The 13,403-nt window shown below is 75.0% G+C and carries 10 protein-coding genes; all 10 read left to right on the top strand.

Annotation, left to right across the window (positions count from 1 at the left end; translation table 11 throughout):
• The first annotated feature begins 20 nt into the window (after window positions 1–20).
• The 10 genes from rsmA to galK all read left to right on the top strand — a co-directional run bounded on the left by rsmA (window position 21) and on the right by galK (window position 13,313).
• Entirely contained in the window at window positions 21–893 is an 873-nt protein-coding gene (gene rsmA / locus IE219_RS21530) for a 16S rRNA (adenine(1518)-N(6)/adenine(1519)-N(6))-dimethyltransferase RsmA (RefSeq protein WP_189979918.1), read from the top strand.
• A gap of 14 nt (window positions 894–907) precedes the next feature.
• Window positions 908–1,885, top strand: a complete 978-nt coding sequence (locus IE219_RS21525) for a 4-(cytidine 5'-diphospho)-2-C-methyl-D-erythritol kinase (protein WP_189979916.1) — start codon at window positions 908–910, stop codon at window positions 1,883–1,885.
• Window positions 1,886–1,978: 93 nt separating this feature from the next.
• Complete coding sequence (locus IE219_RS21520; RefSeq protein WP_189979914.1) at window positions 1,979–3,265, top strand: acyltransferase family protein; 1,287 nt, start codon at window positions 1,979–1,981, stop codon at window positions 3,263–3,265.
• Window positions 3,266–3,447: 182 nt separating this feature from the next.
• The gene (locus IE219_RS21515) at window positions 3,448–5,256 is read left to right on the top strand and encodes an ABC-F family ATP-binding cassette domain-containing protein (protein ID WP_189979912.1); all 1,809 of its coding nucleotides are present in this window, start codon (window positions 3,448–3,450) and stop codon (window positions 5,254–5,256) included.
• A 116-nt stretch (window positions 5,257–5,372) separates the two neighbouring features.
• Window positions 5,373–7,199, top strand: coding sequence for an outer membrane protein assembly factor BamB family protein (locus tag IE219_RS21510; RefSeq protein ID WP_189979910.1), 1,827 nt, complete (start codon window positions 5,373–5,375; stop codon window positions 7,197–7,199).
• A gap of 13 nt (window positions 7,200–7,212) precedes the next feature.
• Complete coding sequence (locus IE219_RS21505; protein WP_189979908.1) at window positions 7,213–9,060, top strand: outer membrane protein assembly factor BamB family protein; 1,848 nt, start codon at window positions 7,213–7,215, stop codon at window positions 9,058–9,060.
• Window positions 9,061–9,241: 181 nt separating this feature from the next.
• On the top strand, window positions 9,242–9,925 hold the full coding sequence (locus IE219_RS21500; RefSeq protein WP_189979907.1) for a response regulator transcription factor: 684 nt from the start codon (window positions 9,242–9,244) through the stop codon (window positions 9,923–9,925).
• A gap of 222 nt (window positions 9,926–10,147) precedes the next feature.
• A complete protein-coding gene (galT, locus tag IE219_RS21495) occupies window positions 10,148–11,191 on the top strand; it encodes a galactose-1-phosphate uridylyltransferase (protein WP_189979905.1) in 1,044 nt (347 codons plus the stop codon).
• Window positions 11,188–12,177, top strand: a complete 990-nt coding sequence (gene galE / locus IE219_RS21490; protein ID WP_189979903.1) for a UDP-glucose 4-epimerase GalE — start codon at window positions 11,188–11,190, stop codon at window positions 12,175–12,177. Before galT ends, galE begins: the two co-directional genes overlap by 4 nt.
• Window positions 12,174–13,313 carry a galactokinase gene (galK, locus tag IE219_RS21485; protein WP_189979901.1) on the top strand — a complete coding sequence of 380 codons (1,140 nt, stop codon included), beginning with the start codon at window positions 12,174–12,176 and terminating at the stop codon, window positions 13,311–13,313. The genes galE and galK overlap by 4 nt, the downstream gene beginning before the upstream one ends.
• Window positions 13,314–13,403 lie beyond the last annotated feature (90 nt).

Raw genomic sequence — 13,403 nt, 5'->3', positions numbered from 1 at the left:
CGGGGCCTTAGGCTGTACCGGTGAGCACCACCACCGGCCCCGACGGCCCCGACGCCCTCCTCGGCCCCGCCGACATCCGTGAGCTGGCCGCCGCCCTCGGCGTGCGCCCCACGAAGCAGAAGGGCCAGAACTTCGTCATCGACGCCAACACCGTCCGGCGGATCGTCCGCACCGCCGAGGTGCGCCCCGACGACGTCGTCGTCGAGGTGGGGCCCGGCCTCGGCTCCCTGACCCTGGCCCTCCTGGAGGCCGCCGACCGGGTCACCGCCGTCGAGATCGACGACGTGCTCGCCGCCGCCCTGCCGGCGACGATCGAGGCCCGGATGCCCGCCCGCAAGGACCGCTTCGCGCTGGTCCACTCCGACGCGATGCTCGTGCGGGAGCTGCCGGGCCCGCAGCCCACCGCGCTCGTCGCGAACCTGCCGTACAACGTGGCCGTGCCGGTCCTGCTGCACATGCTGGACCGCTTCCCGACCATCGAGCGGACCCTCGTCATGGTCCAGGCCGAGGTCGCCGACCGGCTCGCCGCCCGCCCCGGGAACAAGGTGTACGGCGTCCCCTCCGTGAAGGCCAACTGGTACGCCGAGGTCAAGCGCGCCGGCTCCATCGGCCGCAACGTCTTCTGGCCCGCGCCCAACGTCGACTCCGGGCTCGTCTCCCTGGTCCGCCGCGCCGAGCCGGTCGACACCACCGCCACCAAGGCGGAGGTCTTCGCGGTCGTCGACGCGGCCTTCGCGCAGCGCCGCAAGACCCTGCGGGCCGCCCTCGCCGGCTGGGCCGGCTCCCCGGCCGCCGCCGAGGAGGCCCTGGTCAAGGCCGGCATCTCGCCGCAGGCCCGCGGCGAGGCCCTGACCGTGGAGGAGTTCGCCCGGATCGCGGAGGCGAAGGCGTGAGCGGAGGCCAAGGCATGAGCGGCGGTACGGGCACGGCCCCGGGCGCGGCCTCCGGTACGGCCCCCGGTGTGACCGTGCGGGTCCCCGCCAAGGTCAACGTCCAGCTCGCCGTCGGCGCCGCCCGTCCCGACGGCTTCCACGACCTGGCCAGCGTCTTCCTCGCCGTCTCCCTGTACGACGAGGTCACCGCCGCCCCCGCCGACCGGTTGACGGTCACCTGCGAGGGGCCCGACGCGGACCGGGTGCCGCTCGACCGCACCAACCTCGCCGCCCGCGCCGCCGAACTCCTCGCCGCCCGGCACGGCCTGGACCCCGCCGTCCGCCTGCACATCCGCAAGGCGATCCCGGTCGCCGGCGGCATGGCCGGCGGCAGCGCGGACGGCGCCGCCGCCCTCCTGGCCTGCGACGCCCTCTGGGGCCTGGCCACCCCCCGCGCCACCCTCCTCGACCTCTGCGCCGAACTCGGCTCGGACGTCCCCTTCAGCCTGGTCGGCGGCGCCGCGCTCGGCCTCGGGCGCGGCGAGCGGCTGACGGAGCTGCCCGTCGGCGGCACCTTCCACTGGGTCTTCGCGGTCGCCGACGGCGGCCTGTCCACCCCGGTCGTCTTCGGCGCCTTCGACCGCCTCGCGGAAGGCCGGGACATTCCCGTCCCGGCCGCCTCCCCGGCGCTCCTCGACGCCCTCGCCGACGGCGACACCACCGCCCTGGCCGGCACCCTCGCCAACGACCTACAGGCCGCCGCGCTCTCGCTGCGCCCGGAGCTCGCCGCGACCCTCGCGGCCGGCACCGGGGCGGGCGCCCTGGCCGCGCTGGTCTCCGGGTCGGGCCCGACGACCGCGTTCCTCGTCAAGGACGCGGACGCGGCGACGGCGGTCGCCGAGGCCCTCCTCGCCTCCGGCACCTGCCGCGCCACCCACACGGCCACCTCCCCGGCCCCGGGCGCCACCGTCCTCCGAGCCGGCACACCGGCCCCGGGCGCCACCCTCCTCTGACGGGCCGCCCGGCCCCGCGCCGGGTTCGTACTCACGCGCGAAGTGAGTACCCGTGCGCTGCCGGGGGAGCGGCGCGCGCGGGACCGTGCCCGTATGCCCTCCTCCACCGCGCGGCGACTCGCCGACGCCACCCCCGCCACCCGGGACCGGTACGTCGACCTGCTCCGGGTCGTCTCGCTCGCCGTCGTCGTCCTCGGCCACTGGACGATGGCGGCGGTCACCGCCGACGGCGTCGGGAACCTCCTGGCCGTGGTGCCGGAACTCCAGGCGCTGACCTGGGCGCTCCAGGTGATGCCGGTCTTCTTCTTCGTCGGCGGCTTCGCCCACGCGCTCGCCCACCGCTCCCGCCCCGGCTACGCGGACTTCCTGCGGGCCCGGCTGCGCCGTCTGCTGCGGCCGACGATGGTCTTCGTCGCCGTGTGGGGCGCGGCGGCGCTCGCGGTGCAGCTCGCGGGCGCGGACGGCGAGCTGACCGGGGTGGCGCTGCGGCTGGTGGCGCAGCCGCTGTGGTTCATCGGGATCTACCTGGCGATGGTGGCGCTCACCCCGCCGCTGCTGCGGCTGCACGAGCGGTGGGGCTGGGGCGCGTTCGCCGCGCTCGCGGGGGCGGCGGTCCTGGTCGACGCGGCGCGCTTCGCGGCCGGGGTGCCGTACGTCGAGTTCCTGAACTTCGCCTTCGTGTGGCTGGCCGTGCACCAGCTCGGCTTCCTGCGCGCCGACGGCATGATCCGCCGCCCGGCGCTCCTCGCGGGCGCCGGACTCCTCGGCGCGGTGGCCCTGGTCGCGTACGGCCCGTACCCGCTGTCGATGGTGGGAATGCCCGGCGAGAAGGTGTCGAACATGGCCCCGCCGACCCTCGCCCTGCTCTGCCACGGCCTGTGGCTGGTGGGCGCGGTGGAGCTGCTGCGCGGTCCGGGGGCGCGGTTCGCGGCGCGGGCCCGGGTGTGGCGGGCGGTGGTCGCGGCGAACGGGATCGCGATGACGGCCTTCCTGTGGCACCTCACGGCGATGCTGGGCGTGTACGGGGCGCTGCTCGCCGCCGGGACGCGGCTCCCGGCCCCGGCGACGGCCGCCTGGTGGGCCTGGCTGCCGCTCCGGCTGGCGGCGGCGGCCGTCCTCACGGTGCTGCTGGTCGCGGTCTTCCGCCGCTTCGAGGCCCCGGCCCCGGTGCCGCGCGCGGGCGGCCCGGCCCCGCTGGCCGCCCTGGGCGTCACGCTCGCCCTGCTGGGCGTCCTGGGCCTGTCCATGACCGGCTTCGGCGGTCTCCTGGAGGGGCACGCGGCGACCCTGGTCGCGGTCCGGGTGACGGCCCCTGCGGCGGTCGCCATGGCCCTGACCGGCTGGCTCCTCGTCGACCGCCCCGGCCGCCGCCCCCGCTGACCGCTCACCCCGCCCTCGTACGACCCCGGCCACCGGAGCGGCACCCCGCACCCGGGCCCGCGCCCCGAGCGGCCGGGAGGGGCGCCCGGCCCGCCCGCCGGGGGTGCCGGACGGGTGCCCCCGGTGGCCCGGGGCAGGACGTACCCTGGTACGTCGATCGATCGCCCCGCACTGGAGTCAACGTGGCCGTCAACCTGGTCAATGTCGAGAACGTCAGCAAGGTGTACGGCACCCGTGCCCTGCTCGACGGGGTCTCGCTCGGTGTCTCCGAGGGGGAGCGGATCGGGGTGGTGGGGCGCAACGGCGACGGCAAGACGACGCTGATCCGGATGCTCGCGCGGCTGGAGGAGGCCGACACCGGCCGGGTCACGCACAGCGGCGGGCTGCGGCTCGGGGTGCTGACCCAGCACGACTCCCTCGACCCGGCGGCCACCATCCGGCACGAGGTCATCGGCGACCTGGCGGACCACGAGTGGGCGGGCAGCGCGAAGATCCGCGACGTGCTCACCGGCCTCTTCGGCGGCCTGGACCTGCCCGGCTTCGATCAGGGCCTGGACACCGTCATCGGCCCGCTCTCCGGCGGTGAGCGCCGCCGGATCGCGCTGGCGAAGCTCCTCATCGAGGACCAGGACCTGCTCGTCCTCGACGAGCCCACCAACCACCTCGACGTCGAGGGCATCGCCTGGCTCGCCGCGCACCTCCAGGCCCGCCGCTCCGCGCTGGTCTGCGTCACCCACGACCGGTGGTTCCTGGACCAGGTCTGCACCCGCATGTGGGACGTGCAGCGCGGCGCCGTGTACGAGTACGAGGGCGGCTACTCCGACTACGTCTTCGCCCGCGCCGAGCGCCAGCGGATCGCCGCGACCGAGGAGGTCAAGCGGCAGAACCTGGTCCGCAAGGAGCTGGCCTGGCTGCGCCGCGGCGCCCCCGCCCGCACCTCCAAGCCGCGCTTCCGCATCGAGGCGGCGAACGCGCTGATCGCGGACGTGCCGGAGCCCCGGGACACCAGCGAGCTGATGAAGTTCGCCAACGCCCGGCTCGGCAAGACCGTCTTCGACCTGGAGGACGTGACCGTCACCGCCGGTCCCAAGACCCTCCTCCAGCACCTCACCTGGCAGCTCGGCCCCGGCGACCGCGTCGGCCTCGTCGGCGTCAACGGCGCGGGCAAGACCTCCCTCCTGCGGGCCCTCGCGGAGGCCGCCGCCTCGCAGGGCGAGAAGCAGCCGCCGGCCGGCCGGATCGTCGTCGGCAAGACCGTCCGCCTCGCCTACCTCTCCCAGGACGTCACCGAGCTGCCCGCCCAGCTGCGCGTCCTGGAGGCCGTGCAGCAGATCCGCGACCGGGTCGACCTGGGCAAGGGCCGCGAGATGTCCGCCGGGCAGCTGTGCGAGCAGTTCGGCTTCGGCAAGGAGAAGCAGTGGACGCCGGTCGGCGACCTGTCCGGCGGCGAGCGCCGCCGCCTCCAGCTCCTCCGCCTGCTCATGGACGAGCCGAACGTCCTCTTCCTCGACGAGCCCACCAACGACCTCGACATCGAGACCCTGAACCAGCTGGAGGACCTCCTCGACGGCTGGCCGGGCTCCATGGTCGTCATCTCCCACGACCGCTTCTTCCTGGAGCGGACCACCGACCGCACCTTCGCCCTGCTCGGCGACCGGGCGCTGCGGATGCTGCCGCGCGGCATCGACGAGTACCTGGAGCGCCGCCGCCGGATGGTCGAGTCGGCCGCCCCGGCGCCCGCCGCCGCCCCCGCGCAGCCGAAGCCGGCGGGCGTCTCCGCGGCCGACGCGCGGGCCGCGAAGAAGGAGCTCCAGAAGGTGGAGCGGCAGCTCGACAAGATCTCCGAGAAGGAGACGAGGCTCCACGCGCAGATCGCGGAGAACGCGACCGATTTCGAGAGGGTCGCGAAGCTCGACGCCGAGTTGCGGGAACTGTCGGGAGAACGTGAAGAGTTGGAGATGCGCTGGCTGGAGCTGGCCGAGAACGCATAACAAGGGCATCACGGACCGGTCCTCCCTTGGGTACAAGGGACGGACCGGTCGCTTTTGAGCCACCGTACGGGTGGTAGAAAGAAAAGCCGTTCACCAGCCACGAGGGGGAAGCGCTGATGACCCAGCCGCCCAGCAACCAGCCGCCGGGGGGCTTCGGAGCTCCCCAGGACCCGGACCTGAACCTGCACAAGGGCGGGACCCCGCCGGTCCCGCCGCAGGCGCCCGGCCAGCCGCCGCAGGCACCGCCGGTGCCGCCGCAGGCCCCGGCCCAGCCGCCGCAGGCCCCCGGCCAGCCGCCGCAGGGCGCCCCGGCCCCGGGCTACGGCTACCCGCAGCAGCCGGGCCAGCCCGGTCCCTACGGCCAGCCGCAGCAGCCGGGGCCGTACGGCCAGCAGCCCGGCCCCTACGGGCAGCAGAACCCCTACGGCGGCCCCCAGACCCAGCCGATGTACCCGGGCGGTCCCGCCCCGGTCCCGCCCGGCGGCTCCGGCGGCGGCCCCTTCAAGGGCCGTACCGGCCTCGTCGCGGCCGTCGCCGCGGCCGTCGTGCTGATCGCGGGGGTCACCACGTGGGCCGTCGTCGGCGGCAAGGACGACGACAAGCCGCCGGTCGCGCAGCCGACCAGCAGCGGCACCGCGGCGCCGAAGCCGACCGCCTCCGTCGACAAGGGCGACGGCCAGGGCGACGGCGGCGAGAAGCCCGGCGAGGACGACCTCAACGTCGGCCGCCAGCCGGGCGAGGCCAAGGTCAGCTTCCTCACCACCAACGACGTCGACCTGCCGCGCAACGGCTCCGAGGTCTTCGGCCCCTGGATCGTCGGCGACACCGTCGTCAAGGCCATGTACAAGGGCGTCGCGGGCTACGGCCTCGCCGACGGCGCCAAGAAGTGGCAGGTCGACCTGCCCTTCAAGCTGTGCGCCGCCCCGGCCCAGCCGGGCGCCGACGGCCTGATGGTCTTCGGCCACCTGGAGAGCGCCAAGGACAACGCCAAGTGCACGTCCCTCCAGCAGATCGACCTGAAGACGGGCAAGGCGGGCTGGAAGAAGTCCGTGCCCAAGCCGCAGGGCCTCTTCGCCTTCTCCGACAACACCCTCTCCATCGGCGCCGGCACGGTGACCGCCGCGGGCAGCAGCAGCGCCTACGGCTTCTCCCTCGCCGACGGCCGCCAGCTCTTCGCCGGCCCCACCGACGGCTGCAAGCCGTACGCGTACGCGGGCGGCGCCACCAAGCTCGTCGCGGCCTACCAGTGCCCGACCGCCGACACGCGCAAGGAACAGCACGCGGTCAGCGAGGTCGACCCGGCCACCGGCAAGCCCAAGTGGACCTACAAGCTGAAGCCGACCTGGGAGGTCGACAAGGTCTACTCGGTGGACCCGCTGGTCGTCTCCGCCTTCCAGCGCGAAGAGAAGAAGTGGTCGATCCTGGCCCTCACGCCGAGCGGCACGCTCCGCTCCCAGATCCAGGGCGGCACCGAGAAGTACGCCCCCACCTGCGGCGGCGGCATGGTCATCTTCGGCCGCAACCTCCAGGGCTGCACCGGCGTCGCCGCCGGCGGCGACACCTTCTACATGGCGACCGACACCTCCTACGGCACCTCCAACGAGGTCGTCGCCTTCGACCTGAACACCGGCAAGCCCAAGTGGCGCTCGAAGGCCCCCGCCGAGCAGTCGATGAAGCCGCTCCGCATGGAGGGCTCCGAGGTCCTGGTCTACGTCGCGCCCAAGTACGACAAGGGCGGCGCGGTCGGCACGATCGCCCCGACCGGCGGCGCGCCGAAGCTGATCCTCAAGCACCCGGTCTCGGTCTCGCAGATCGAGAGCAGCTTCTTCAGCGCGGGCTACGCCTACGGCAACGGCACGTTCGTGGTGGCGGCGGGGCGCGTCTCCGCGACCAACGACGCCGAGGAGAAGCAGACCAAGACGATGATGGGCTTCACCAAGTGAGGTACGCGGACCGATGACCCAGCCACCCCCTCCCCCGCCGAACCAGCCCCCCGGCGGCTTCGGCCCCCCGCAGGACCCGCAGCCCGGCGGCTTCGGCGCGCCCCAGGACCCGGCGCAGGGCGGCTTCGGCGCGCCCCAGCAGCCCGGCCAGGGCGGTTTCGGCGCCCCGACTCCGCCGCCGGAGCAGCCGCAGGGTCGGCCCGGCTACGGCTACCCGCAGGCCCCGCCGCAGCAGCCCGGGTACGGCTACCCGGCGCAGCCGCAGCAGCCGGTCCCGCCGCCGTACGGCTACCCGACCCAGCCCCAGCAGGCCCAGCCGCCGTACGGCTACCCGACCGCGCCGCAGCAGGCCGCTCAGGTCCCGGTGCCGGGCGGCCGGAAGAAGCCGTCGGCGCAGGCGCAGATCGTCATCGCCGCGGCGGTGGCCGTCGCGCTGATCGTCGGCGGCGGCATCTGGTACGCCAACAGCGGCTCCGACGCGCCCCCGGAGGCCAAGCCCCCGGCCACCGGCCAGAACCCGAACGGCGGCGGTGACGCCGGCGGCGGCACCGGCGGCAGCGGGCTCGGCGGCAACGGCACGGAGAAGCCCGGCGCCAGCACCCGCGCCAAGCTCGCCTTCAGCATCGACGTGCCGAAGGTCCCGGACAGCACGCCGATGGACGGCTCGTGGCTGACCGACAAGGCGTTCGTGAAGACGGGCGTCAACTCGGTCAACGGCTACGACCTCGACAAGGGCACCCCGCTGTGGACGCTGCCGCTGGCCGGCCAGGTCTGCGGCGCCTCCCGGCACGTCACCGCCGACAACAAGGTGCCGATCCTCTTCGAGGAGGCCAAGCGCGTCGCGCCCCGCTACTACCAGAGCTGCACCCAGGTCGGCATGGTCGACCTGAACACCGGCAAGCTCCTGTGGTCCACCTCGATCAGCGGCGGCAACGCCGGTGACGGCAAGGTCCGCTTCAGCGAGATCACGCTCAGCGGCCAGACGGTCGCGGCCGGCGGCACCGACGGCGGCGCCGCCTTCGACGCCGCCGACGGCAAGGTCCGCTGGAAGCCCCGCTCCAACGACCAGAACTGCTACGACATGGGCTACGGCGGCGGCCAGGGCCTCGTCGCGGTCCGCAAGTGCGGCTCGTACGGCTCCGAGTCGGTGCTGATCCAGAACCTGGACCCGAAGTCGGGGCAGCCGCTGTCGGAGTTCAAGATGCCGACGGGCGTCAAGTACGCGGCGGTCGTCTCGACCAAGCCGCTGGTGGTCGCCGCCGACGTCAACGAGACCGCCGGCGACGGCAGCGGCATCTCGGACTTCTTCTCCATCGACGAGAAGACCGGCAAGCTGCGGACGAAGATCGCCGCCGACGCCGACCGGTACGCGGGCCGCTGCGCCTCCACCAAGGTCGAGGCGTGCTCGCAGGTCCTGGTCGGCGACGACCGGCTCTACGTGCCGACCGAGGAGCACGAGGGCTCCACCGGCGAGTACGGCGACGAGACCAACGAGATCATCGCCTTCGACCTGGCGAACGGCCGGACCGCCGCCGAGAAGGCCGACGCGGGCGACCGGTACACGCTGGTCCCGCTCCGCATGGACGGCGGCGACATCATCGCGTACAAGATGCCGCCGTACGACAAGGGCGGGCAGGTCGTGTCCATCAACGCGGGCACGATGAAGGAGACCCTGCTCCTGGAGAACCAGTCGGACAAGGCCAGCCGGCAGATGGAGACCAGCTTCTCCGTCACCGGCGCCGAGTTCCGCTACGGCGACGGCCGCCTCTTCATCTCGGCCGTCTACGCCAACAAGGCCCGCGAGGGCGCCTCGGCGTCCGACAAGCGGTACCTGTCGGTGTCGTTCGGCACGAAGGGCTGACGCCCGCCGCGTACGCAAGGGCCTCCCCGGCACCGCCGGGGAGGCCCTTCCGCGTGTGCGGGACCGGCGGCTTCCCCCTTTCGGGCGACGGCGATTGGCGCACCGGGGCGCGGGGGAGCGTGTAGCTTGCCGGGGCAGCGGCGCCGGGGGCGCGCCGCGCCGGGAACTGGGGGATGACGGGATGGGCGTTCGGCTCGTGGTCGTGGACGACCACCGCCTGCTCGCGGAGGCGCTCGCCTCGGCGCTGAAGCTGCGCGGGCACCGGGTGCTCGCGGCGGCCGCGCCGGCCGCCGGGGCGGCGGAGGTCGTGATCGGCAGGGCGCCGGAGGTCTGCCTCTTCGGGACGGCGGCGCCGGCCGCGCCCGGGGCCTTCGAGCCGGTCGCCCGGATCAAGCGGGAGCGCCCGCAGGTGGCCGTGGTGGTGCTGGGCCCGGTGCCGTCGCCGCGCGGGATCGCGGCGGCCTTCGCGGCCGGGGCGTCGGGGTACGTGCGGCACGACGAGCGGATCGAGGGCGTCGAACGGGCGCTGCTGAAGGCGCGGGCGGGGGAGGCGGCGGTGGCGCCGCAGCTCCTCCAGGGGGCGTTCGCGGAGCTGCTGAACCCGGCGGCGCAGCCGGACGACGAGGCGCAGCGGCTGCTGCGGCTGCTGACCCACCGCGAGGTGGAGGTGCTGGTGCGGGTCGCCGAGGGGGAGGACACCCGGCGGATCGCGGCGGGCATGGGGATCGCGTCGAGCACGGCGCGCACGCACGTGCAGCGGGTGCTGATGAAGCTGGGCGTCGGCTCGCGCCTGGAGGCGGCGGCACTGGCGGCCCGGACGGGGCTGCTGGACCGGGCGGTGCCGGGACGGCGCGGCCCTTCCTGAACCGGGCCCCTCCCGAACCGGCCCCCTCGAACAGGGCCCCTCCCGAACCGGCCTCTCCCGAACGGGGTCCCTCCCGAACCGGCCTTTTTCGAACCGGCCCGGCTCCGACACCGGCCCGGATTCCGGCCCGGACGTGGTCGATCCGGTCTTCGCCGTTGACTCCGATGTTTGATCGTGGTTCTTTGTGTGTGCTTCTGTTTGGTCCTGCCCGGAGGGCACCCCGTGAAGAAGACCGTCACCCGGCTCGCCGACGGCCGCGAGCTCATCTACTACGACACCCGGGACGGCACCCCCCGCACCGCCGCCGACCCGCGCCCGCTCGCCCCCGTCGCCTCCCGCTCCGAGATCCGCCTCGACGAGCTGACCGGCGACCACGTCGCCGTCGCCTCCCACCGGCAGACCCGCACCCACCTCCCGCCCGCCGACGCCTGCCCGCTCTGCCCGGCCCGCCCCGGCCACGAGAGCGAGATCCCCGGGGACGGCTACGAGGTCGCCGTCTTCGAGAACCGCTTCCCCGCCCTCTCCGGCGGCACCGGCCGCTGCGAGGTCGTCTGCTTCACCGACGACCACACCGCCTCCTTCGCCGACCTCACCGAGGAACGGGCCCGCCTCGTCCTCGACGCCTGGACCGACCGCACCGCCGACCTCTCCGCCCTCCCCGGCGTCGAGCAGGTCTACTGCTTCGAGAACCGGGGCCGCGAGATCGGCGTCACCCTGCCGCACGCCCACGGCCAGGTCTACGCCCTGCCGTACACCACCCCCCGCACCGCCCTCACCCTGCGCAGGCTCGACGAGCACCGCCGGGCCACCGGCCGCAACCTCTTCGACGACGTCGTCGCCCGCGAGCGCGCGGACGGCGCGCGGATGGTGCTGGAGACGGACGACTGGGCCGCCTTCGTGCCGTACGCCGCCCGCTGGCCGTACGAGGTCCACCTGCACCCGCTCCGCCGGGTGCCCGACCTGACCGCCCTGGACGGGGCGGCGCGGACAGCCCTTCCACAGGTCTACCTGGAACTGTTGAGGCGCTTCGACCGGATCTTCGGCCCGGCGGAGCCGCCCACGCCCTACATCGCCGCCTGGCACCAGGCGCCGGTCGCGGACGCGCGGCGGGAGGAGTTCGGGCTGCACCTGGAGCTGTTCACGGTCCGGCGCGCCTCCGGGAAGCTGAAGTTCCTCGCGGGCACCGAGTCCGGCATGGGCGCGTTCATGAACGACGTCCGGCCGGAGGACGCGGCCCGCCGCATCCGAGAGGTGGCGGAAGCATGACAGAGCCCCAGAGGTACCTGGTGACGGGCGGGGCGGGATACGTGGGCAGCGTGGTCACCGCCCACCTCCTGGAGCGGGGCCACGCGGTCACCGTCCTCGACGACCTCTCCACCGGCTTCCGCGAGGCGGTCCCCGACGGCGCCGACTTCGTCGAGGGCCGCGTCCAGGACGCCGCCGGCCTGCTCGACGCCTCCTACGCCGGGGTGCTGCACTTCGCCGCCTCCTCCCAGGTCGGCGAGTCCGTCGCCCGGCCGGAGAAGTACTGGGAGAACAACGTCGGCGGCACCATGGCCCTGCTCGCCGCCCAGCGCGCGGCGGGCGTGCGCCGGCTGGTCTTCTCCTCCACCGCCGCCACCTACGGCGACCCCGGTCCCGGACCGCTCACGGAGACCTCCCCGACCGCCCCCACCAGCCCCTACGGGGCGACCAAGCTCGCCGTCGACCACATGATCGCCGGAGAGTGCGCGGCCCACGGCCTGGCCGCCGTCTCGCTGCGCTACTTCAACGTCGCGGGCGCGTACGGCCGGTTCGGCGAGCGCCACGAGCCCGAGTCCCACCTCGTCCCGCTCGTCCTCCAGGTCGCCCTCGGCCGCCGCCCGGAGATCCTCGTCCACGGCGACGACTACCCCACCCCCGACGGCACCTGCGTCCGCGACTACCTCCACGTCGCCGACCTCGCCGACGCCCACCTGCGGGCCCTCGGCGCCCTCGCGGACGGCTCCGTCCCGGCGGGCGAGCACCTGGTCTGCAACCTGGGCAACGGCGACGGCTTCTCGGTCCGCGAGGTGATCGACACCGTCCGCAGGGTCACCGGCCGCCCGGTCCCCGCGACCACCGGCCCGCGCCGCCCCGGCGACCCCGCCGTCCTGGTGGCCTCCGCCGCCACCGCCCGCACCCGCCTCGGCTGGACGCCGTCCCGCACCGGCCTCGCCGAGGCCGTCGCCGACGCCTGGGCGTTCGCGCGCCGGGAAGGAGCCCGCCCGTGAACGTCGCCGCCCGCTTCGAGGAGCTGTACGGGGCCGCGCCCGAGGGGGTCTGGGCGGCCCCCGGCCGGGTCAACCTGATCGGGGAGTACACCGACTTCAACGAGGGCTTCGTGCTGCCCCTCGCCCTGCCGCACACCACCGTCGCCGCCGTCTCCCGCCGCACCGACGGCCTGCTGCGGCTGCACTCCGCCGACATCGGCGGGGAGGTGGCCGAGCTCCGCGTCGAGGACCCGGCGCCGCTCTCCGGCGGCGGCTGGACCGCCTACCCGGCGGGCGTGGTGCGGGTGCTGCGGGAGGCCGGGCACGCCGTCACCGGCGCCGATCTGCACGTCGCCTCCACCGTGCCCACCGGCGCCGGGCTCTCCTCCTCGGCCGCCCTGGAGGTCGTCACCGCCCTCGCCCTCGACGACCTCTTCGGCCTCGGCCTGAGCCGGCCGGAGCTGGCCCGTCTCGCCCAGCGCGCCGAGAACGAGCACGTCGGCGTGCCCTGCGGCGTCATGGACCAGATGACCTCCGCCTGCGCCGTCGAGGGCCACCTCCTCCACCTGGACACCCGGGACCTCGGCCGCCGCCAGGTGCCCTTCGACCCGGCGGCGGCCGGACTCGCCCTGCTCGTCGTGGACACCCGGGTCCGGCACCGGCTGGGCGACGGCGCGTACGCCGAGCGGCGCGCCGGGTGCGAGGCGGGCGCGCGGGCGCTCGGGGTGCGGGCGCTGCGCGACGTGACCGTCGGGGAGCTGCCCGCCGCGCTCGCCCGGCTGGACGACGCGACGGTCGCCCGGTACGTCCGCCACGTCGTCTCCGAGAACGACCGGGTCGACCGGGTCGCCGCCCTGCTCGACGCCGGTGACCTGCGTGCCGTCGGCCCGCTGCTCACCGAGGGCCACCTCTCGCTCCGCGACGACCTGCGGGTCTCCTGCCCCGAACTGGACCTGGTGGTGCGGGCGGCGACCGGCGCCGGGGCGCTGGGCGCCCGGATGACCGGCGGCGGCTTCGGCGGCTCGGCCGTCGTCCTCACCGGGGCGGACCGGGCCGACGCGGTCGCGGGGGCGGTCCGGACGGCCTTCGCCGCCGCCGGGTACGCCGAGCCGGGCGTCTTCCCGGCCGTCCCCTCGGGAGGCGCCCGCCGCCTCTGACCGGCCCGGCGCTCACCCTTCCGTGGTCCTGCCGGGCGCCCGCCGCTCACACGTACGGACGACTTCGGACAGTTCCGCCAATCGGCCCCC

The sequence above is a fragment of the Streptomyces termitum genome (genome assembly GCF_014650175.1).
In the GTDB taxonomy this organism is placed as follows: Bacteria; Actinomycetota; Actinomycetes; order Streptomycetales; family Streptomycetaceae; genus Streptomyces; species Streptomyces termitum.
Note: the sequence above shows the minus strand (reverse complement) of the source record. Positions and strands in the feature narration are given on the sequence as shown.